The 24,656-nt window shown below is 43.8% G+C and carries 9 protein-coding genes; 5 read left to right on the top strand and 4 right to left on the bottom strand.

Going from position 1 to position 24,656, the window contains the following annotated elements; genetic code table 11:
* Positions 1 to 22 precede the first annotated feature (22 nt).
* Both rnjA and AC2CGA_RS03775 read right to left on the bottom strand, forming a co-directional pair.
* The gene (gene rnjA, locus AC2CGA_RS03780) at positions 23 to 1,690 is read right to left on the bottom strand and encodes a ribonuclease J1 (protein ID WP_003154550.1); all 1,668 of its coding nucleotides are present in this window, start codon (positions 1,688 to 1,690) and stop codon (positions 23 to 25) included.
* A gap of 5 nt (positions 1,691 to 1,695) precedes the next feature.
* Positions 1,696 to 1,905 (bottom strand): DNA-dependent RNA polymerase subunit epsilon, encoded by a 210-nt coding sequence (locus AC2CGA_RS03775; protein ID WP_003154548.1) that lies wholly within the window; start codon positions 1,903 to 1,905, stop codon positions 1,696 to 1,698.
* A 354-nt stretch (positions 1,906 to 2,259) separates the two neighbouring features.
* Here AC2CGA_RS03775 and AC2CGA_RS03770 point away from each other — a divergent pair, with 354 nt between their 5' ends.
* Positions 2,260 to 3,033, top strand: a complete 774-nt coding sequence (locus AC2CGA_RS03770; RefSeq protein WP_003154546.1) for a Cof-type HAD-IIB family hydrolase — start codon at positions 2,260 to 2,262, stop codon at positions 3,031 to 3,033.
* A 33-nt stretch (positions 3,034 to 3,066) separates the two neighbouring features.
* Here the strand turns inward: AC2CGA_RS03770 and def are convergent, their stop codons facing one another.
* Both def and AC2CGA_RS03760 read right to left on the bottom strand, forming a co-directional pair.
* The gene (def, locus tag AC2CGA_RS03765; RefSeq protein ID WP_003154544.1) at positions 3,067 to 3,621 is read right to left on the bottom strand and encodes a peptide deformylase; all 555 of its coding nucleotides are present in this window, start codon (positions 3,619 to 3,621) and stop codon (positions 3,067 to 3,069) included.
* Positions 3,622 to 3,733: 112 nt separating this feature from the next.
* Positions 3,734 to 3,907: a YjcZ family sporulation protein gene (locus tag AC2CGA_RS03760; protein WP_003154542.1), complete on the bottom strand. Its 174-nt coding sequence runs from the start codon at positions 3,905 to 3,907 to the stop codon at positions 3,734 to 3,736.
* Between the two features lie 246 nt (positions 3,908 to 4,153).
* Between AC2CGA_RS03760 and AC2CGA_RS03755 the strand changes: the two genes are divergently transcribed.
* The 4 genes from AC2CGA_RS03755 to AC2CGA_RS03740 all read left to right on the top strand — a co-directional run bounded on the left by AC2CGA_RS03755 (position 4,154) and on the right by AC2CGA_RS03740 (position 24,610).
* Entirely contained in the window at positions 4,154 to 4,792 is a 639-nt protein-coding gene (locus AC2CGA_RS03755) for a YkyA family protein (RefSeq protein WP_024085252.1), read from the top strand.
* 469 nt (positions 4,793 to 5,261) lie between these two features.
* A complete protein-coding gene (fabD, locus tag AC2CGA_RS03750; protein ID WP_139885305.1) occupies positions 5,262 to 7,568 on the top strand; it encodes an ACP S-malonyltransferase in 2,307 nt (768 codons plus the stop codon).
* 21 nt (positions 7,569 to 7,589) lie between these two features.
* On the top strand, positions 7,590 to 19,841 hold the full coding sequence (locus tag AC2CGA_RS03745) for an SDR family NAD(P)-dependent oxidoreductase (protein ID WP_484480129.1): 12,252 nt from the start codon (positions 7,590 to 7,592) through the stop codon (positions 19,839 to 19,841).
* Positions 19,841 to 24,610, top strand: a complete 4,770-nt coding sequence (locus AC2CGA_RS03740; protein WP_484480128.1) for a type I polyketide synthase — start codon at positions 19,841 to 19,843, stop codon at positions 24,608 to 24,610. Before AC2CGA_RS03745 ends, AC2CGA_RS03740 begins: the two co-directional genes overlap by 1 nt.
* Positions 24,611 to 24,656: the final 46 nt, after the last annotated feature.

The raw sequence follows: 24,656 nt of genomic DNA, 5'->3' as shown, positions 1-24,656 counted from the left end.
ACTCGTAATGAGTGCAGTTTTTTTAGACCTCCATAATGATCGGAAGGATCATCGGGCGGCGTTTTGTTTTTTCGTATAGGAACGGAGCAAGCGTATCGGTAATTTCATTTTTAATTTCGGACCACTGCGTTGTTTTCCGATCCATTACTTTCTCCAGATGGTTCGAAATGAGCTGCTGCGCGTCATTGATCAAATCACCGGATTCTCTCATATATACAAAACCTCTTGAGATTAAATCAGGTCCCGCCGAAACCTTAAAGTCGTCCATATTGATGCTGACAACAACGATAACAAGGCCTTCTTCTGAAAGAATGCGGCGGTCGCGGAGCACGATATTGCCGATATCACCGATTCCGCTTCCGTCAATGTAAACGGAGCCTGACGGAATTTTGCCTGCCACAGCGGCTTCTTCGCCTTTGAGGGCCAGCACTTCGCCATTATCCATGATAAAGCAGTTTTCTTCAGGTATGCCGCAATCAGTCGCGAGTTTGACGTGCATTTTCTGCATTCTGTACTCACCGTGAATCGGCATAAAGAACTTCGGTTTGATCAGGCGGAGCATTAATTTCTGCTCTTCCTGTCCGCCGTGTCCGGATGTATGAATGTCATTCAATGAACCGTGAATGACTTCTGCGCCTGCACGGTACAGCTGGTTGATGGTGCGGCTTACGCTGATTGTGTTTCCGGGTATCGGAGAGGAAGAAAAGACGACCGTATCTCCGGGATTAATGGAAATCTGCCGGTGCGTCCCGTTAGCGATGCGTGATAACGCCGCCATCGGTTCACCTTGGCTCCCCGTACATAAAATCGTTACCTTATTGGCAGGCATACGATTGATTTCGTTATGCTCAATAAACGTATTTTTAGGACAGGTGATGTAACCGAGATTTTGTCCGATTTCAATAGCCGATTCCATACTGCGTCCGAATACGGCAACTTTTCTGCCGTTTAAAACGGCTGCTTCAATCACCTGCTGAAGACGGTGTATATTCGAAGCGAATGTCGCAAATATAATTCTGCCGTCCACTTTTCGGAAAATATCGTGAATGCTTTCGCCTACGCGGCGTTCTGACATGGTGAAATCAGGCACCTCACTGTTTGTACTGTCAGAAAGCAGGCACAAAACGCCTTCTTTCCCGATTTCAGCCATCTTTGTCAAGTTGGCCGGTTCGCCTACCGGTGTGAAATCGAACTTAAAGTCCCCGGTATGTACGATATTGCCCGGCGGTGTTTTGACGACGATTCCGTATGAATCCGGAATGCTGTGTGTCGTTCTGAAGAAGGATACAGACGTCTTGCGGAACTTCACGATGTCGTCTTCACCGATGATGTTTAATTTGGTCTGTCTTAACAGCCCGTGCTCTTCAAGTTTATTCCGAAGTAAGCCGATCGCGAGTTTACCGCCGTAAACGGGAATATTTACTTGTCTGAGCAGGTACGGAATACCGCCGATATGGTCTTCATGACCGTGGGTGATAAACAGACCTTTAATTTTATCTTCATTTTTTACTAAATACGTGTAATCGGGGATTACGTAATCAATGCCGAGAAGTTCATCTTCCGGGAACTTGATTCCCGCATCAATCAGTACAATTTCATCCTGAAACTGCACCCCGTACGTATTTTTCCCGATCTCGCCCAATCCGCCGAGGGCGAAAACGGCAGTCTGGTCATTTTTTACAAATTTCATTCCGCTCATAACTCCAATACTTTAAAATTTTCGCTCTGCTTCTCATATTCTAAAAAAGCACCGTCCACAGGCTGAACAAATTCAATGTTGTATTTCTGATCTTTCAGTTTCGTTCTGACGTCCCGTTCTGAAACGCCCTCAATGTAAAGTGAATCTGTTTTTTCCCGAACAGGTACTTCGTCAGCCTTCTCTTGATAAAATACCTTATAAATCATCCAAATCTCTCCTTAAATGCCGTATGTTAGACTCGCTTATTCTATTATATTCGAAAACGGATTATAAGGAAAGTCTCGAGCAAAAAAGGGACTTTCAAAAACCGAAAGATCCCTTCTATGCGATGACTTTTTTCCGGAGCATTCCGCCCCACTGTCTTCTGAGTTTCTTCCGTAATCGGCGCAGCATCGTATACCTCCTTTAAAGCCCTTTATAGCAGTAGTATGCGGAAAAAATGAATTTGTTTTCGTGGGTAAAACTGGAATTTCGTCAAGGCGGTTTTCCGGAAGAAAAACTTTCTGTATGATGATATTGAAAAAGACACGACTGATAAACGGGAAAAAGGAGAAATTGACATGAAACCAAAACTGATCTTTTTTGATATTGACGGCACGATCTATGACCATGATAAACATATTCCCGATAGCGCAAGAAACGCCGTGACGGCGCTTAAAGAGGCTGGCCATCACGTTTTTATCGCCAGCGGAAGGTCCCCGTTTATGGTAAAACCGATTCTGGAAGAGCTTGAGATTGAATCATTTATTTCATACAACGGCCAGTATGTCGTATTTGAAGGTGAGGTCATTTATAAAAATCCGCTTCCTGAAGATGCGGTTGCGCGTTTATTAAAGCAGGCGGCAGAAGGGGAGCACCCCGTCGTATTTATGGCGGAAGACACGATGAAAACGACCGTCCCCGGACATCCGCACGTCTCGGAAGGTATCGGCAGTCTGAAAGCGCCTTATCCCGAAGTTGATGAAACATTTTATAAAGGAAAAGAAATTTATCAGCTGCTTTTATTCTGCCGCGGACATGAAGAAAAAGCATATGCCGCTTTTCCAGAGTTTGATTACGTCCGCTGGCATGAATTGTCAACGGATGTGCTTCCGAAAGGCGGTTCAAAAGCGGAAGGCATTAAAAGAGTGCTTGAGCGGCTTCCGTACGGCGTAAGTGACACTTATGCATTCGGCGACGGACTAAATGACCTTGAGATGATCCGTTTTGCCGGCACCGGGGTGGCGATGGGAAATGCGGTTCCGGAATTAAAAGCTGCCGCCGATTTCGTCACAAAGCCGGTGGATGAAGAGGGAATCAGCTGGGCTGTCAAAGAACTGGGCCTTTTGAAATAAAGAAAACCGGCACTTTGGGAAGTGCCGGTTTTTTTAACGGTCAATGGCAATGGCGTTTTCAGGTTCTTTGAACGGATTTTCTTTATCGATATGGTCGTAAAACATCACGCCGTTCAGATGATCGATTTCGTGCTGAAACACGATGGCCGGAAAACCTTTGAGGCGGATGTCAATCTGTTCTCCTTCAAGCGTCACCGCCTTTACGCGGATGCGGGCGTAGCGCGGCACATAGCCGGGAATGGGTTCGTCTACCGACAGGCAGCCTTCTCCGCTCGTCAAGTAGCTTTTTTCCACTGAGTGGCTGACGATTTTAGGGTTAAAAAGAGCATAGCTGTATAAAGTGCCTTTCGCATCTTCTGCATGGACGGCGATCATCCGTTTTTTTACGTCTGTTTGCGGAGCGGCAAGACCGACGCCCGGACGAAGCTTGTATTTCTCGGCTAATTCAGGATTTTGGCTGTTTTTCACAAACTCAATCATATCAGCAAGATGCTGTTTTTCTTCGTCGGAAGCGGGAAGCTGAACCTCTTCAGCGATCTCTCTGAGCGCGGGATGTCCGTCGCGTACAATATTTTCCATAGTAATCAAGAAACTTCACTCCTAAAGCTTAATATGTAAATTATAGCGAATTTCTTTATCGCGGCGCAACGAAACAATTGGCCGGCCATAGCAGGCCGGCCGATTTTCATGGTGTATAAGGTCAGCAGCCGCAGCCTAAATAAGCGGCACCGACGATGATTAATAAGATAAACAATACGACGATTAATGCGAATGTGCGGCCGTATCCGCCGCCGCAGCCATAACCGTAACCGCCATAACCGTATCCGCCGCAGCAACCGCCGCCAAATCCGCCGCCAAATCCATATCCGTACATAAAAAAACCTCCTCTTTTAATTACGCTGACCCTTTGTCAGCAGGGCCGGCGTCTACTATAAACTATGTAAAAGCCAAAAAGATGTATGGTCATCCGCCCTGTTTTCTCAATTTTTTACGCAAGTATTCTTTGACAGCACCGTAAGCATCTTTTTACCCGGTCATGCCAATTACAGCTCAGCTATTGTCAAAAAGCGTTCGGGCTTCTATAGTGGAAATTGTCAAGATTGGGGGATTTTAAGTGAATATGATTCAAAAAAAGGTATTAGCAGGAATCGGAGCGCTCGGCGCCGCAAGTATGCTGCTTGCGGGCTGCGGGGGAAAAGATCCGGTTGAATCGCTTCATGACTCGATGGAAAAAGCCGTTCAAGCGGAAAAACCGTTTCAAAAAGAGCAGAAAACATTAGGAAAATTGGAGAAAAAAGAGCATAAGCTTTACGACAGCGCGGTTAAACTGAATATGGATGATTACAAGAAAATCGTCACACTGTCTGATCAGGCTCTGAGCAATGCAAATCAGCGAAAAAAACATCTGAAAGCAGAAAAAGACAGTATTGATGATTCAAAAAAAGCATTTGAATCCGCAAAAAAAACTTCTCAAGAAATAAAGGATAAGAAAGTAAAAGAAAAAGCCGGGCATGCTGTCGCTTTAATGGAAAAAAGGTATGCATCTTATGATCTTTTGTACAAAAAGTACGAAAAAGCCATTTCACTTGATAAGGACCTTTATAAACTGATTAAAGATAAAAAGCTCACATTATCGCAGCTGGAAGAGCAAATCGGCAAAGTAAACTCAGTTTACGAAAAAGTGCATAAACAAGCAGATGAGTTCAATCAATTTACTAAAGACTACAACAAAGAGAAAGAACTATTATTCCGCGAATAGTATAGTGAAGGCATATCGGCATGGGCTGATGAACTGATAACAACCGAGTTCAGCCGCCTGTAAAACGGCGGCTGAAGAATTGGTATATACGTGTGTTTCCCATTGACAACATGTAAATCATGGTATAGTATTTATTTAGGGAAATATTCACATAAAACCAATCGTTGTTTCGGCACGTTGGGATGTTTTTATTATATTGATATATAAAAAACAGAATGAAAATGCGGTTATAATTATCAGAAAATTCTATCTATTATATTTGCGGCAATATGATCTTTGTACATGCTTTTTGCTTTTAAACCTTTATCCGGCATAAAGGTTTTTTTATTTTGCTTCGTAATGCTTATTAAGTAATGGTGCCGGGTGCTTAGAGTAAATGACAATTTTAAAAATTGAAGTGAAAAATGTTAAACAAATCACAATCGGAACGAAAAGAAACGGCAGAAATACGGAACAAGGAGGAAAACAAATGCTTGCTTACGTCTTTCCCGGACAGGGAGCGCAGTTTAAAGGAATGGGCAGAGACTTATTCGATGAATTCAGTGAGCTCATTAAAAAGGCAGATCATATTTTAGGATACTCCATAAAGGATTTATGCCTTTCAGATGAAAAAGAGAGGCTCACTGATACGAAGTATACACAACCTGCAATTTATACAGTGAGCGCACTGCAATATTTAAAGGGTTTAAAAGAAGGTCATACTCGCCCTGATGCTGTTGCAGGACATAGTCTGGGTGAATATACTGCGCTTTTTGCGGCCGGTGTTTTTAATTTTGAAACAGGTCTCCGGCTGGTTGCTAAAAGAGGCGAGTTAATGAGTGAGGCTTCCGAGGGCGGAATGGCTGCCGTGATCGGACTGGATGAGCATCACATAAAAAAAATACTTCAAAAGTATGAATTCGGCCAAATAGATATCGCCAATTACAATACATCTTCACAAATTGTGATAGCAGGGGCTGCAGAAGAGATAAAGCGTGCAGCCTCTTTTTTTGAAAAAGAAGGGGCGAAAGCTTATATCGTATTGCAAGTCGGCGGAGCTTTTCATTCTCGTTTCATGGAAAGTGCACAGCGTGAATTTGCGGAATTTATCGGGGAGTTTCATTTTTCTGAATTGAATTTCCCGGTCATCTCTAACTATACGGCAAGACCTTATAAACAAGAAGATATCAAACGGAATTTAATTGAACAAATAACAAACTCGGTGAAATGGACTGAAAGCATCAGGTACTTAATGGGACAAGGCGTCACTGTGTTTGAAGAGATCGGTCCCGGAAACATTCTGACTAAATTAATTCAAACCATACAAAGAGATGAGGAACCGCTTAATATTAGTGCGCCAAAAGACAGTCTCTTGTTTTCTGAAGGGAACAAGGACAATTCCGAAAGCGGGAAAGAGAAGGGCCTCTTGGCCGAAAATATAGAAAGCGTTGCGGCTTCACCGGTGTCCCGATTGGGTGATCAATCTTTCAAAGAAGATTACGGTTTGACATACGCGTATTTGGCAGGTGCGATGCATAGAGGGATCTCTTCCGCTGAAATGCTGATCCGCCTCGGGAAGAAAGGAATGCTGGGGTTCTTTGGCACAGCGGGTTTAACTATAAGGGAAATTGAACAGGCCCTTATTTCTATTAAGGAGACACTCAAAAATGGCCAGCCCTACGGAATGAATCTGCGATTTGAGCCGGATCATCAAGATAGAGAAAAGGAATTGATAGATTTATATATCAAGCATGACGTACGGGTAATAGAAGCGTCTTCGTATCTTTCCGTCAGCGCGCCATTAATTTATTACAAAGCGCATCAGTTGAAGATGGACAAAAGCGGCAGGGTCATACCTCATAATCGGATCATTGCCAAAGTTTCACGGCCGGAAGTTGCGGCCGCATTTCTGAGTCCGCCTCCCCAAAGTATCGTAAAGAGAATGTGTCAGCACGGTATGCTGACGGAAGAGCAGGCGGAGTGGCTCAGCCGTGTTCCGGCAGCAGACGATATCATTATTGAAGCAGATTGCGGCAGTAATACCGAACAGGGCTCATTGACGGCGATGCTGCCGTTTTTTGTTAACCTGCGGGACGAAATGATGGAAACACACAAATACGCAAGGAAGATCAGAGTCGGGGCCGCGGGAGGAATCGGGACTCCCGAGTCTGCGGCGTCTGCTTTTTTAATGGGCGCTGATTTTATTATGACGGGATCCATTAATCAATGTACAGTTGAAGCAGAAACAAGCGGTTTTGTTAAAGAAATGCTGAGTGAGACAGGAATATGCGATACTGCTTATGCGCCTTCGGAGACTCTGTTTGAGTTCGGAACAAAGGTGCAGGTGCTGAAAAAGGGCACGCTGTTTCCGGTCAGGGCAAATAAATTATTTCAAATCTACCAACAATATGAGTCTTTGAGTGAGATAGATGAAAAGACAAAGATTCAGCTCGAAAATGACTATTTTAACAAGACTTTTGATGAAATCTACGAAAGCATAATAGATAAACAGCCGAACCTGGCCCAAAAAGCTGAGCGCAATCAAAAATATAAGATGCTGTTACTATTTAAGTGGTATTTGCAGAGAGGATGTCTGCTTGCTTTGGAAGGGCAGGAAGAACAAAAGGTGAATTTCCAAGTTCATTGCGGCCCGTCTTTAGGCGCTTTTAACCATTGGGTAAAGGGCACGGAGTTGGAATCATGGAGAAACAGACATGTCGATGACATTGGTGAAAAAATGATGAATGAGACCGAAAGTCTGCTAAGGCGCAGATTGGATACGTTATTTCTACACTAAAGAAGGGGCGGGTGGAGGCCAATGGTTCATTTGAATAAACAGAGTGCGGATATCGCGATAATCGGGGTTGCTTGCAGATTCCCCGATGCAGATCATTATCATGAATTCTGGGAAAACATAAATAGCGGCAAAGATTCCATCCGGGAAGTGCCGATTGAACGGTGGGATCACGATCTTTATTACTCAGCTGATATCAGTATACCGAACAAAACAATCAGCAAGTGGGGAGGTTTTATTCATAAAGCTGATCATTTCGACCATAAGTTTTTTAATATCTCTCCCCGGGAAGCGAAAAACATGGATCCTGAGCAAAGAATCCTTTTAGAAGAAACTTGGCGGTGCATCGAAGATTCCGGGGTCTCTTTGCGGGATCTCCAGCGTAAAACCACTTCTGTTTTTGCGGGTATTATGAATTCTGACTACCGGCAGACAGGTCATGAATCGGAAATCGACAGTTACGCCTGTTTAGGAAGTTTCGAAGCTATGCTCTCCAACCGGCTTTCATACACATTCGGTTTGACCGGAAAAAGCATGTCTGTAAATGCCGCTTGTGCATCGTCGCTTGTTGCTTTACATGAAGCGGTTAAGTCATTGCGGACAAAAGAAAGCGATTATGCAATTGCATCGGGAGTAAACTTGAATTTCCAACCCGGAAAATATATTTCTTTTTCTAAAGCCAGAATGCTGAGTCCTGACGGCAAATGTAAAACCTTTGACGCAGCGGCGAACGGGTACGTTCCCGGAGAAGGGGCAGGCGTTGTATTGCTGCAGCGCCTTGGTGATGCAGTAAAAGCCGGTCACCATATATACGGGATCATAAAAGGGACGGCTGTTAATCATGGCGGTAAATCCCGTTCCATAACCGCTCCCAGAGCAGAAGCGCAGTGCCGGGTCATCTCAGAAGCTTTACACAACGCTGCTGTTGATGCTGCGACGGTTTCTTATGTAGAAGCACATGGCACAGGTACATCTCTGGGCGATCCGATAGAAATAGAAGCATTGACAAAAGCATATCGGCAATATACTGAGGATACTCAATATTGCAGAATCGGAAGTGTGAAAACAAATATCGGTCATACAGAAGCAGCGGCGGGAATGGCCGGATTGATAAAAGTTCTAATGATGATGAAACATCGGAGGGTGCCGAAAAGCCTGAATGTACATACGGTAAATCCAATTATACAGTTTGAAAAAACACCGTTTAGGCCGGCGCTTGATTCAAGTGATTGGAAGGCGGCAGACGGGGCTCCGCTCAGGGCGGGAATCAGCTCCTTCGGTTTTGGGGGTGTTAACTCTCACGTCATCATCGAAGAATTTATACATACAAATGACGAAACTGACAGAAAGGGAAGGGTTCCCTTCCTTTTTTCCGCTAAAAGTGAAGAAAGCATGAAACAAATGATACATAATTGGAGAACCTTTTCTGACGATTCTGAGGAATTTTGCAAAATATCAAATGAAGCGATCAGCAGCACCCTTTTAACAAGGACATCGTTTGATTACAGGGCGGGTTTATTGGCAGGCAGCAAGGAGGAATTTAAAAATCAGCTTAAAGAGGGATTAAGTTTTCGGAGGAAACAAGATTCTGAATGGGCGCTTGCCATCGGTGACTTCAAATGGGAAAGTTATAAACAATTTGCCGTTTTGAAACGCGTGTTCCCTGATCTAGAAAAGAACGTAAGGTCGGTGCTGAAGGGTATACCAGCATTGCACAGTTCATTTAAAAGAAAATGGACGCCTGAGAAAATCCGCTTGTATTCTTTAGTTATCAATACGGAAATCATAAAAAGTATCCTGGCATCCGGTTTTAAGCCAAGTCTCATTACAGGCGCCGGAGACGGATATTACGTCGCTCTTGCAGCAGCGGATATCATCAAAATTGAAAAGGCCATTTCTGTGATCACAGGCGCTGAAAAACCTTCGCACTTATCCTGCGAGCCGCCGTCCATTCCATTTGTCAATCCGTACACTTCAAAAACGTACCCGCCGGTTCGATTAAATGAAGAATATGTAAGGATGCTGCTGAACGGTCTGAGCTTCCCGGCTGATTTTACAGACCGCCTGTACGGGAAAACACGGCTGCTTCTTGAGCACCAATATACGTTTAAAGGGTTTTTAGAAGAGTGGGATAAAGCGGGAAAGACTCAGGAAATCGAGATTTTATCTTATATTGTGAATCGCACGGCGGATAAAAGAAACGCATTGCCGGCTGAAGAGGAAGCGGCGATCATGGCTATCCTTGCCTCTATGAGAAGACTGTATAAGAGATGGGATTTAACAGATTATGATGGATTCTTTGATAATGATTATGTTCTGGAAATATTAAATTTACTGGATGAAGGAATCTTGTCTAAAGAACTTTTTCTGAGCATGTTATTGAAAAAGCAAGACGGAATTAAACAGGCTGTTGCTTGTATGAATGAGCATCCGTCAGGTTTTTATAATAAGGCCCGTTTTCCGCTGATGACAGAATACAATCAGATGGATGCCGTGTTTCAGGAGATAGCTGACCATATGCCGCTTCACACGGAAGAAAAGGGAACGGAGCCGGATGTGAATATCTCTGATTTTTCAGTTTTTCAATTCGGATCGCTCCCTCCATCAGCAAAACTAAACAAAGCGGCTGCTTTTGAAGCGGACAAACCAGCCGATGAGGCTCTTTATCATTCATTTATGCAAATGTGGCTTTCAGGAGAAGAGATTGAATGGGCGAAACTAGGTGATTATCATAAAAGAAAAGCCCCGCTTCCGCCTTATCCGTTTGAGCGCTCTCAATTTTCTTTAAACCCTCAGCCGGTAAAATCAGACGCGGCTTTTTCAGAAAAGAAGAATCAGGCACTTTATACGCCGGTATGGAAAGAAACCGCACTTGAGAATGAAGCGGGCAGCGGACAAGCCTGTACTATTTTGTTGTTCTCCGGGAATAAAGACTATTTTGAAGAGCTGAAAAAAAGAGAGAATACGTCCGCATATCTTATTATGCCCGGTGACCGTTTAGAGCAGATAAGCGACAGTGTTTTCACCATCAACAGGCAGTGTCCCGAAGATTATCAAGGTGTCATTCGTCTGTTAAAGGAAAAAGGCGCAGCGCCCGATGCAATTTTGCATACTTGGTCTGAAAAACAGCCTGAACTGGAAGAAACACTCGCATCAGGAATTTATTCTGTGTTTTATCTGACTAAGGCTTTAATCAGCGAGAACCTTATAAACAAAGTAACGTTCATTTATACATTCAGCGCAGATCAAAAAGAAAAATTGCCGTATTTTGAAGGTGTGAACGGTTTTTTAAAATCGGTAAAACAAGAGTACCCGCAGCTGCATTGTAAGACGGTTTGCTTTGAACATGATTCTGCATCCGTTTCATGTTCAGAGAAGGCTGACATTCTTTATAAAGAAATAAACACAGCGCCTGATCGGCATATTCATATCACTTACAGAGGCTGCGTAAGATATGCACGGATGTTAGAGAAGCAGAGAGAAACAAACAGAAAGACCATTCAATACCCTGAAAAAGATAAAGTATATTTAATTACAGGGGGATTTGGGGGGATTGGCAGTAAAATCGCTGAATATTGCGCGAAAACTGAAAGATCCACTATTATCCTATCGGGGCGATCTGTTTTAAACGGAGATAAGCAGAAACATTTAGAATACCTGAACAGCTTTAAAGCCAAGGTTTATTATATACAGGCGAATATATCCGATAAAGAAGCGGTAAAAAAAATGATTGACGGTATTACCGATCAGCATGCAGGTCTTCATGGCGTCATTCATTGTGCAGGAGTTATCAGAGACTCGCTGCTTTTTCGAAAAACAAAGCATGAACTTTCAGAGGTGATTGCTCCGAAAGTTCATGGCGCATTGAATCTTGATCATGCAACGAAGTCGCTCGAATTAGATTTTTTCGCCGTTTTTTCTTCAGTCGTCTCTATTGCAGGCAACGAAGGTCAGTGTGATTATGCATATGCAAACGGCTTTTTAGATCATTTTGCCGAATATCGGGAACAGAAACGGCAAAATTCTCTGCGCAGCGGCCGCACCCTGACAATCAATTGGCCTTTATGGCAAGACATCGGAATGGGGGCGAACCTGTCAGGTCAAGGGCGGACGTCTCTTTTTCATGGTTCAGGGCTCGAAGAACTTCCTGCTGAAGACGGAACGCAATGGTTTTCGCGGATTGTAACTTCGGGTCAGCTGCATAATATTGCAGTCTGCGGTGATCATGAACGCTTTGAACATTTTATGCAGCAGAGATTTTTGACGGACGAAACAGAGACAGGCAGTGCCGTTCCTTTGGCTCAAGGCGATATTTTGGATCAGACAGTTTTGTTTTTAACCAATATCATCTCCTGTGAGGTCGGTGCAGAACGGGAAGAGATCGATCAAGATGTGCATCTGGCTGAATATGGAATGGATTCCGTTATGATTCATCAATGCAACACAAAGCTGGAGCAGTCACTGGGAGCAATTTCGAAAACGCTTTTATTTGAATTTCATACAATCAGAGATTTAGCAGATCATCTTGTAAAGGAATACCCGGATCGGCTGGGACGTTTATTTTCACGGGAGGAAAAAGGAAAACAGATTCAGAGCATTACCCCCGCCAGGCCGGAACAAAACACCACTGCATCTGCGGCGGAGGAAAAAGAACATCTTGACGGGATAGCGGTAATCGGTATCAGCGGCCGTTATCCCGGGGCTGAAAATATCGAAGAATTGTGGGATCTTCTATCAAAAGAGAGAACCTCAATCACAGAAATTCCGAAAGAACGATGGAATTATGAGACCTACTATGATCCAGATCCCGCTAAAGCGCATGAGGGGAAAATTTATTGCAAATGGGGCGGATTTTTAAAGAATGCTGAATCATTTGATTCTTTGTTTTTCCAAATATCGCCGAGAGAAGCAGAAGCGATGGATCCTCAGGAACGAATATTTCTCGAAACCGTATGGAAAGCATTTGAAGATTCGGGATATACCATTGAAGGGTTGAGAAAGCAGACCGAAAAACATGTCGGTGTATTTGCGGGAGTTACAACCAATTCTTACAAGCTGCTCGGCGAAAGAATACCGACGGACAAAAACGATGTACTTCCAAATTCGTTCCCGTGGTCTCTCGCGAACAGAGTGTCTTACACATTTGATTTTACGGGTCCCAGTATCCCTGTAGATACGGCTTGCTCTTCATCCTTAACGGCAATTCACATGGCTTGCCAAAGTTTAAAAAAAGGTGAGTGCTCGGTTGCGGTTGCGGGAGGAGTAAATTTGTATCTTCATCCTTCTGACTATTTATACCGGTGTCAGATGGGAATGCTTTCAAAATCGGGAAAATGCAGAAGTTTTGGAGAAGGCGGCGACGGTTTCGTGCCCGGAGAAGGTGTCGGGGCCGTTATTCTTAAACCGCTTAAAGATGCCATACGTGATAATGATACTGTGTACGCCGTCATAAAAGGAACGGCAATTAACCATGGCGGAAAGACGAATGGCTATACGGTGCCTAATCCTGCCGCACAGGCGGATTTAATTCAAGGAGCTCTTAAAGCGGCCGGTTGGAGCGCCAGAAGTGTCAGCTTTATTGAAGCACACGGCACGGGAACGCCGCTGGGTGACCCGATTGAAGTCCGAGGTCTGACCAAGGCGTTCAGAGCTTATACCGAAGATGTTTCATATTGCTCTCTCGGATCGATTAAATCTAACATCGGTCATCTCGAAGCGGCCGCGGGAATTGCCGGCCTGACAAAGATTATTTTACAAATGAAGTATAAAAAAATAGCCGCAACACTGCATGCTGAACGGGTGCATCCGGATCTTTATCTGGAAGAGACACCTTTTTGTCTCCAGCAGGAAACCGCCGACTGGATAAAACCCGCGAATGAAAAACATTCTGACAGCAAATATCCGCGGCGTGCGGGATTAAGTTCTTTCGGAGCGGGCGGGGCAAATGCTCATATCCTTGTGGAAGAGTATGAGTCTGCTGCTGACTGTCAAACGGGGCGTGAGGAAAGTGAAGAACTTATCGTACTCTCAGCCAAGCATTCACTGAGTTTACGGGAATCAGCAAAACAGCTGGAGGAATATCTTCAAAAGGCTCGTCATAAGCAGGGCGAGTGTTTACAGCCGGCGGGAACAAATAAGCCGCTTCACCTTTCTGATATTGCATATACCCTTCTTGAAGGGCGGGAAGCCATGCCGGAAAGGCTTGCTGTCATTTCGAAAAATATCGATGACCTGATGTTGAAATTAAATCACTTTTATAATGGAATTGACGATCACGAAATATTCAGAGGGAAAAAACCGAATCATAAACGCGGACAGCGGCAATCGGATCTTCCGCTCAAATCCGGCAGAACCACATTAGCCGACATGGCTGAATTCTGGGTATCGGGAGGGAATTTAAGCTGGGAAGATTTCCGCACCGGCAGAAAACCGGCAAAAATTGCGCTGCCGACTTACCCTTTCTTAAAAAACAGACTGTGGGTGTCAAATAAGGCGCAAACAACATCAGCAGCCGGTACAGCTCCTTTATTTGATTTTTCTGCAGGTGAGTGCCGATTTTATAAAACGCTTTCAGATTCTGAATATTATTTAAAAGACCATGTTGTGCATGGGAATATGGTTCTGCCCGGAGCGGCAATCATCGAAGCGGCCAGAGAAGCGGGAGAGAGGCTGTACGGAAAATCAGTCATAAAACTGAGTCAGGTTGTATGGGCGGTTCCGATAACCGTTGAAAAAGAAAAGACGATAATGATAGATCTGCTGCCGAATCAAAAAGACGGCAGATTTGTGGTAAAAACCGATATGCAATCTGAAGCGGCAGTTCATTGCCAAGGAAACATTATGACATGCGGAGATAAAGACGCCTCTCATACAGAGCATTTTAAATTGGACAGCTGGTTAACCGGACAGAAAAGATTAATCAGCGGCGCTGAGTGTTATAGAAACTTCCGGCAGAGCGGTTTGGACTATGGAGCCGGCTTTCAGGTAATAAAACAGCTGTTTATCCATGAAAATGCTGTTCTTGCACGAATATCACTTCCTGAGAGCATTGATAAAAAATCCGGCGCGCTGCTGGAACCGTGTTTATTGGATGGCATTTTTCAATCCACAATCGGGTTTACGTTCGGTCAGGAAGACGATCATACCGCATATTTGCCTTTTGAATTAGGTGAGCTGGAGATTCTTCACCCACCTTCGGCAAACGGCTATGCTTACATTACTGCTGCCGATGAAAGACAACATGATGATGTCAAAAGGTTTCATATACTATTTATGGATGAACACGGATCTGTAAGTCTTAAAATAAAAAACTTAGCGTTGAAGGCATTAAGGGCTGCACCGCAGACTCAAAATGAGCGGCATTCAGCTAAGTATTACACTGATATGTGGAAGCGGGCCCCTATGCTTCATCAGCCTGAAGGCAGCGGTTTAAACAGCTGCCTTGTAATTTCACTCCGTCAGGATATATCAGAACCGCTGATCCGCCAGGCATATAAAGATATCGGCCTGAACATGATCTTTGTCCGCCATGGCGGAAGTTTTCAAGAAAAAGAAGCTGATTCCTTTGAATTGAACAGCGTCAAACTTGAAGGCTATAAGAAATTGCTGGCGATTCTTAAAGAAAGACAAGTGACAATTGACCGCGTCATTTTAATCGGGATGAGCCCTGAAACGGGAATTGAGCATAACATTCATGAAAAGCTGGAAGAGGCTGTTTTGCCGATTTTCAATGTAACGAAAGCTCTGTTAGCAACCATCCCAAGACATAAAATTCTGATATCACATGTATTTTTCACAAGGAACAATCAAATCTTACCTTATCAAATGGCAATCAGCGGCTTTTTTAGGTCGCTTCATTTAGAACATCCAATGTTGTCCGGTAAAAATATTGAAATACACAGCGATGAAATTCAGTTACAGCTGAACACCGGTCTGCCTGAATTAAAAAACCTTGTGAAAGAAACAGTCATCAGCGATGATGCTTCAGAGATCAGATACAGAGATGGAATCAGGCAGGTGAAACACTCTGCAGAAATTGAAAGGGCAGAGCCCCCCAAAAAGATGGAAGTAAAAGAAGGGGGAGTTTACCTTATTACAGGAGGAACAGGCGGCCTGGGCCTGATTTTTGCCAGACATCTTGTGCGAAAAGGGAGAATAAAGCTTGTGCTTATCGGCAGGTCAGAGCTTTCTGAGGAAGCCGTAAGCAATGTAAAAGAGCTCGAAAAAAACGGATCAGAAGTTTTTTATGTAAAAACCGATATTTCTGATAAGGAAAATGTCAACAACCTGATAAAACTCGTCAAAAACAAATTAGGTCCTGTTAAAGGAGTTATTCACAGCGCCGGTGTGATAAAAGATTCATTACTCATCAATAAGCGTGAAGAGGATCTCGATTCAGTCCTGGCCAGCAAGGTTTACGGAACGATATGGCTTGACCGGTATACAGACAGAGAACCTCTGGACTTTTTTGTTATGTTTTCATCTATCAGCGCAATAATCGGGAATGCCGGACAAACTGATTATGCTTATGCAAACCGGTTTATGGATTACTTTGCGGAAATGAGAGCGGCGGAAAATAAACCTGGAAAAACAGTCTCGATTAATTGGCCTTTATGGAAAGAAGGCGGTATGCAAATTGACATTCATTCAGAGAAGTTCCTTTATGACCGTTTCGGAATGCTGCCTCTGGGAAAACGGGAAGGCCTTGCAGCATTTGATCAAGCAATGACAGGGTGTGAACATCAAATAATGGTATTTAGCGGTAATGAATTAAAGCTGGAACGAATGATAACGATTGACAGCGGAAAAAGTGACCCGGCAATCGCCGACGAAAATCACGAACCGAAAGAGCTGTCAATAACTGAATCTTTAAAAAGCACTTTGACGCGCATCATCACCGGCGTATTAAAAATTGAAGAACGGGAATTTGATTTTGAACTGCCGATAAGTGAATACGGATTTGATTCAATTATGTTTACAATGCTGGGCAACGAATTAAACGAAACATTAGGAATATCAATGATGCCGTCAGATTTTTTCGGTCTTACTGATTTTAATGAACTTCTTGAGTTTTTAAAGAGTGAGTATTCCGAAGAGCTTCATCTCTGCGGATCTTTTTCTTCAGATGAATCTGCGGCGAAAGACAGGAGAGAAAATCTGATTGAGGGCATCGCAAAGATGATGTCCAGTATTTTAAAGATTGACAGAAAGGAAATGGAAGAAGAAACTTCATTCGGCGAGTACGGATTTGATTCTATTACGTTTACCAGACTCGGAAATGAAATCAATCAACAATATGGTACGGAATTATTGCCGTCCATTTTCTTTGAATGCAATTCACTGGCTGAACTGACTGATTATGTAATCGAGCAATACGGAGAAATCCTTTTTGCTGAGACAGAACCTTTTTCTGCAGCAGACGAAAAAACATTGTACAGCACGCCTCCGCCCGAATCCTATGAACATTCCCCTGAGCCTGAAAACAAAACCAGGCAAGAGGAAAGACATATGAATGAGCCGGTTGCAATAGTGGGAATAAGCGGCCGTTTCCCCCAAACAGATACGCTGGAAGACTTTTGGGAAGGAATTGAAAAAGGGCGGGATATGATTACAGACATTCCTGAAGACCGTTGGGACTGGAAAGAGTTTGACGGCGATCCGATCAGGGACGTCAATAGAACAAAAATAAAAAAAGGCGGATTTATCAAAGGCGCGGACAGTTTTGATCCGTTGTTTTTCGGGATTTCTCCCGCCGAAGCAGAATTAATGGATCCCCAGCAAAGAATTTTTATGGAGACTGTATGGAAAACAATAGAAGATGCGGGCTATAAGCCGTCAGATCTGGCAGGGACGAAAACCGCGGTGTTTGCAGGGGTCGCCACAACGGACTATGCGGAACGTCTCAATGAAAATGGCGTCTCTGTTCAGGCGCAGACCGCAACCGGTTTAAATCATTGTATATTGGCTAATCGTATTTCTTACCAGCTGAACCTGACGGGTCCGAGCGAACCGATTGACACTGCCTGTTCAAGTTCATTAGTTGCACTCCATCGTGCGGCTGAGGGGATTCAAAGAGGCGATTTTGAAATGGCGATTGCAGGCGGAGTGCATATTATGACAAGCCCTACTCTGTTTATAGCTTTTGATAAAGCAGGTATGCTTTCCAAAGACGGAAAGTGCAAAACGTTTGATAAAAGCGCTGACGGCTATGTAAGGAGTGAAGGGGCGGCTGCAGTACTGCTTAAGCCGCTCAGCAAAGCACAGGCAGACGGTGATCATATTTATGGTTTGATTAAAGGGTCAGCTGTAAATCACGGCGGCCGCGCCAATTCTTTGACAGCTCCGAATCCGAACGCACAGGCGGACTTATTAACCGAAGCTTGGCGGAAGGCGGGGGTCAGTCCCGCCACTGCGGGATATATAGAAGCGCATGGCACAGGGACAAGTCTTGGCGATCCGATTGAAGTAAACAGCATCATAAAGGCATTTAAAACGTTATATCAAGAATGGGACATTCCTTTTGAGAAACAGAAAAGCTGCGGAATCGGGTCTGTCAAAACAAACATCGGCCATCTCGAAACCGCTGCCGGAATAGCCGGAGTGCTGAAAGTGTTACTGGCTTTTAAATATCGCAAACTTCCGGGACTCGCCCATTTTTCAGAACTCAATCCATACATCAAACTGGAAAATACGCCATTTTATATCACAGAAACCGCTCAAAAGTGGAATCCGATAAAAGATGAAGAGAACAACGATCTGCCGAGGAGAGCAGGTGTCAGCTCATTCGGATTCGGCGGTGTGAACGCGCATATTGTTTTAGAGGAATATAGGGAACCTCAAAAAGAAGTGCCGGAAAACAACGGTAAAACACACATTTTTGTTTTATCTGCGAAAACCAAAGATCAATTACTTGAGTATATCCGGCTTATGGTTCAGTACTTGGATCGCGTGATTGCCGGTGACATGACCGTTAATGCCAGTGACATGGAATTTACATTGCAAAACGGCCGGGAAGCAATGAACGAGAGAATTGCCGTATGTGCAGTGAGTCTGACTGAGCTGAGAGATAAATACGTCAGCTTTCTTGATAAAAGCAAGGTGCAAAATGGCGTATTTATAAGCGAAAACACTGAAGAGCGCGCAGCTGTTTCTGAATATATGATTCAGGAGGCTCTTCAAAGCGGAAAAGAGGAGCTGCTCGCACAATGGTGGGCCAATGGAGCCGAGTTTGAATGGAAGACCATCGGCAATGAGAAATTGAATAGAGTGCCGCTGCCGTCTTATCCGTTTGCAAAAGAGAGTTATTGGTTTACTCCGAAAAAGAACAAAAGCGAGGTGAATAGCAAAAGTCTTCACCCATTAATCAGCGAGAATGTCTCAACATTAAAGAAACAAGCATTTAAAACTGTTATTTCCGGAACTGAATTTTTCGTCACTGATCACCTTGTTTCAGGAGACTGTGTGTTGCCGGGAGCCGCTTCGCTTGAAATGGCTCTAGTTTGTGCGGAAATAAGCGGAGAAAGTAAAGTATATAAAATAAAAGACGTGATGTGGAACAGACCTATATTATATAAAGGAAAAACGCTGCACATTTATACCGGCTTGGAAATGAAACAAGATAAGTTGAACGTAACGATATGTAAAGAGGGCCCGGATGGCGTGCAGCAAATCTGCACACAATGTGAAACAGTATTCGGAGACATAAACAGCAATCCTGAGTATGTCGATATTGATCAGTTCATACGCAGCAGTAAAACGGTCATAAGCCGGAAAGAGTGTTATCACCGCTTCAGTCGTATGGGCCTGACATATCAGAGCGGTTTTCAAACGTTGAAAGCCGTATATCGCGGTGATGTGGAGTTAATGGCAGAATTGGAGCTTCCGGATCATTTAGCGAACGGTTTTTCACATTTCACACTCCATCCTTCATTAATTGACGGCGGTTTTCAAGCGGCGGCATTTTTGTTAAGAGAAAATGAGGAAGACGGCTTATTTGTTCCTTATTCACTTAGAGAGCTTCACATTAAGAGGGCGCTTACTGCCCGATGCCATGTTTCGGTGAGAGAAACCGGTTTTTATACGTATAACATTGATTTTATTAACGAGAGCGGCGAAGTAGCCGTGAGCATGAAAGACTTCTCTGTCAGAAAAGTGACCGGGGGAGAATTAACCGCAGGTCATAAAAATGAAGATCAGGAAATTCTCTTCTTATTGGAACAATTGAAAAACGGTGAACTTTCTGCTGACCAAGTTTATCAGCTGCTGGAGGGAAAATAGTGCAGATCAAACAAATACTTTCCTTAATTGAAGAACAGCAAATGTCTCCTGATGCAGGACTGGAGCTAATTCGTACTTACAGAAAACAACAAATGGAAAAAAAGGCGGAGCCGGAATCACAAGCTCCGTCCCCAACCATTTTTTTTAAGACCGATTGGGTCAGGACAAATCACATTGATATGCCGAATCAGCAGGCACCGGGGAATATGCTGATTTTTGATCAGGATAACCGTCTTTTTCAGCATGCCGAGATGATGAATGGAGAACATAACCGTGTCATTCTCGTAACGCCCGATTCTGATTACAGAATTGAACGGAATAGATGCACAATCAATCCTTCTGATGAACATCATGTCGAAATGCTGCTTTCTGATTTGGCTGAAAACGGATTTACACCTGATGTCGTGCTTTATTTATGGGACGGAGAAATCAGAGAATTCACTGAAGAATCTGTTAATGAAACTCTTCGCAGAGGGATAAACTCGCTCTTTTTATTATCAAAAGCTTTAATGCGAAGAAACGAACCTGTTACGTTATTGCATATTTATTGGACAAGCGGTCTGAATCAGCCGTTTCATGAAGCTGTCGGAGGGTTCGTGAAAACGGTAAACATGGAAAGCTCCAAGCTTAAAGCGAAAACCATACAGATACGCCACGAGGATTCTGACATAAATCCTCCGGTTTCCGAGATGTGGGATGCTGCAATTAGTGAAATGCAGCGCATTCAAACGGATGAATGTGAGGTTTTAATAGACTCATATACCCGTTATGTGAAAGGACTGCAGCCTATTGATATTCCGGAACACGATAACGGATCTGTAACGTATCAAAAAGGCGGCATATATATCATTACCGGAGGAGCCGGAAAACTCGGGCTGCTGTTTGCGGAACACATCGCTAATGAAAATCAAGCCGTGATTATACTTACAGGCCGTTCTTTTTTAACAGCTGATCAAAAAGAACGGATCAGTAAGCTTAATGAGAGCGGCTCTATTGTTGAATATCAGCGGACGGACATAACAGATCGAACAGAGGCAGAGCGATTCATTTTCGGCGTTAAAGAGCGGTACGGCAGCATAAACGGGATCATCCATGCTGCCGGCATCCTTCGTGATTCATTTCTTGTAAATAAAAGTCTCGGTGATTTTACGGACGTACTGAAACCGAAAGTTTACGGGACAATCTGGCTGGATGAGCTGACAAAAGACGAAGATCTTGATTTTTTTGTTCTCTTTTCTTCTTTTTCCGCTTACGGAAATGCCGGCCAAAGTGACTATGCGTACGCAAATCATTTTATGGACAGTTTTGCAGTGCTTCGATCCCAGCTCTCTCGAAACGGAAAAACACTATCAATTAATTGGCCGTTATTGAAAGATGGCGGAATGAGTCTCGACAGCAGTGGAATCGTTCAAATAAAAGAAAAATACGGAATGACTCCGATGCGAACTTCCTCTGTTCTGGAAGCGTTTCTGAAAATGCTGCGGTCTTCATTTACCAGCTTAATGCCTGCAGAAGGTGAGCGGGATAAAATGATAAAGGCGCTTTCAATTCAAAGAAATACAGCTGCAGCAGATCAAGATACACTCACGGCGGGACACGATGAAGAAGCGGAATATGCTGCGAAAGAAAAAGTCAATGACTATTTAATCAAGATCATCAGCGGTGTCTTGAAAATCCAAGCTCATAAAATAAATGCGAAAGACTCTTTTGAGAAGTTCGGAATCAACTCACTTATGATCATGTCACTTATTGCAAAGCTTGAAGATACTTTCGGGGATCTTCCGAAAACAATCTTTTTTGAATATCAGAACATTGAAGAGCTTTCAAACTTCTTCCTAACATCTTTTAAAGAAAAAGTGCTTAAGGCCGCAGGGGCAGCTTCGGTAACAAGAGTACAGAAGAAAAGAGAAAATCCGAGTAAAAAACAGCACCGTCAGCAGAAGGATACACCTGCACCGAGCATGGTTCAGCCGGGTGAGGATATTGCCATTATCGGTGTGAGCGGAAGATATCCGAATTCCGATACTCTTGAGGAGTTCTGGGAAAACATTGCCGGAGGGAAAAACTGTATTATTGAAATCCCCGAGGAACGTTGGGATTTCAGATCGATTTACAGTCCCGACAGAATGGAGAAGGGGAAAATCAACAGTAAGTGGGGCGGTTTTATCAGCGGTGTTGATCAATTCGATCCGCTGTTTTTCCATATTTCTCATAAAGAAGCTGAGCTGATGGACCCTCAGGAGCGAATTTTTCTCGAAACCTCCTGGCATACGTTTGAAGATTCAGGATATACAAAAGAGAAGCTTAACGGTATGAAAGCCGGTGTGTTTGTCGGAGCCATGTACGGACAATATCAATTATTCGGCGCAGAAGAAACTGCGCGGGGCAATCCGATTGCGCTCAGTTCCTTCTTTTCATCTATTGCCAACAGGGTTTCATACTTTTTTAATCTCTCCGGCCCGAGCATTGCACTGGATACGATGTGTTCATCATCGCTGACGGCCATTCACTTGGCATGTGAGAGTATTAAAAGAGGGGAAAGTGAAATTGCGCTTGCAGGCGGCGTTAATGTATCCATACACCCCAGCAAATACCTTTGGCTGAGTCAAGGTAATTTTGTTTCCACCGAAGGATTGTGCAGAAGTTTCGGAGAGGGCGGAGACGGCTATGTCCCGGGAGAAGGTTCGGGAGCCGTTCTGTTGAAACCTCTGGAAAAAGCAATTGCTGATCAGGATCATATATACGGAGTGATTAAAGGAACATCTGTAAATCATGGCGGAAAAACCAATGGATTTACGGTTCCGAATCCGAATGCACAAGCTGAGCTGATTGCTGAAAATTTCAAGAAATCGGGCATCAGTCCGCGATCCGTCAGCTACTTGGAAGCACACGGAACGGGTACCTCGCTCGGAGATCCGATTGAGATCGCAGGATTGACAAAAGCTTTTGAGAAATTTACGGATGATAAACAATTTTGTGCCATAGGTTCAGTGAAGTCTAATATCGGACATTTGGAGTCTGCCGCAGGTATAGCAGCCCTTACAAAAGTTCTTTTACAATTTAAGCATCAGAAGTTGGCGCCATCCATTCACTCGGAACAGCTGAACCAAAATATCCGATTTGAAAAGACGCCTTTTTACGTTCAGCAGAAAGAAGAAGAGTGGCGGAAAGAATCAGGCGCCTCTAACAGGAGAGCAGCAATCAGTTCGTTCGGAGCGGGAGGAGCAAATGCCCATGTCATTGTGGAGGAATATCAAAACCATACGGACACACAAACAATAAGCGGTCCGTTTGCCGCAGTTCTTTCTGCCAAAAATGAAGACAGACTGAAAGAATACGCCCGGCGCCTTCTGCAATTCACAGAGCGGGAGACAACAGCCTCGGCAGCTGATATCGCTTTTACATTGCAGACATGCAGGGAGCCGATGGAAGACAGACTTGCTGTTGTAGCTTCTGATTTGCCGGAACTTAAGGAGAAGCTGAGAACTTTCTGTACTGAAGGAACAATTGGAGAGGGCGTATACAAAGGCAATGTTACGAAAGATTTTGATAAAGTCTTTATCTTTCATGATCAAAAGATGAAAGATAAATTCCTCGAAGTGATGATGGAGACAAAGGACTTGAATCTTCTAGCAAAATTATGGTCTTTCGGGGCTGATATTCAATGGAGAGAGTTATATGAAGAGTATACCCCGCAAAAGGTCAAGCTTCCTTTATATCCATTTGCTGAGGAGTCTTACTGGGTGCCTCGAAATCAAAGCGCAATATTTCCGGAAATATTGCCGCAGCAGTCTTCACTGCACCCGCTTCTGGATTCGAATGAATCTACTCTGGAACAGCAGTTTTTTAAAACGACATTAAGAGAAAAAGAGATTTGGTTAAAAGACCACATCGTAAAAAACAAGAGCATTCTCCCGGCAGCTGCTTTTCTTGAAATGGCATGCGCAGCGGGAACGCGGTCATATCGAAAGAAAGAGGTCACTCGTTTAAAAAACGTGATATTTGCAAGACCGGCCATGCTTTTGCAAGAAAGCCTGACCATTTACACTCACATTTCCGTAAAAGACGGCAAAATATTATTTAATATGTCATCTGACGAGGATGCTGCTGTAAGGAATGGATTTGTGACGGGGGAATTAGATTATGATCATCATTACGATGATGATATAGAGAATATCGACAGACAAGAGATGATAAACAGAAGTGCTTTTGTCCGTGAACAAGATGAATGTTACAAGTATTTTCGGGAAAACGGGTTCCTGTATGGGCGCGCTTTTCAGCCGATTCAACGTTTATGGGGCGGAAAAACAGAAGCGGTTGCACACTTATTGCTGCCAAAAGAAGCCGCATATGCTCTTGAAAATTATACATTGCATCCGTCTTTAATTGATGGGGCTCTGCAATCTTTGTTCGGGATTACGGACGGAAGAGAAGAGGCATCTGTTTATGTTCCTTTTTCAATAGGAGAGATTACGATTCGGAAAAAAGTTTCAGCAGAATGCTGGGCATATGCGCGTAAAACAGGCCAAAAAGGTCAATCCGAGCTTATTTACGATATTCAGCTGCTTAATGAACAAGGAGAAAGACTTGCAGGTTTGAAGGATGTAACCATTCGTAAAAAAGAAACGTTTTCCGCGGAGGCACAGACTCGTGCAACAGCGGATTCCAATGGAAAGAACGAGAGAGTAAAAGAGCTCCTGAGACAATTAAAAGCGGGCGAACTGACTGCCGAAGAAGCAGATTATGCGCTGGAGCATATGCAGGATTAGTTTATCATTTTGCGGCAGTGCCATTTGTAAAGGGGATGAAGATTTT

Source organism: Bacillus sp. SYZHCR11, from assembly GCF_057196865.1.
This window is presented reverse-complemented; position numbering and strand designations above follow the sequence as displayed.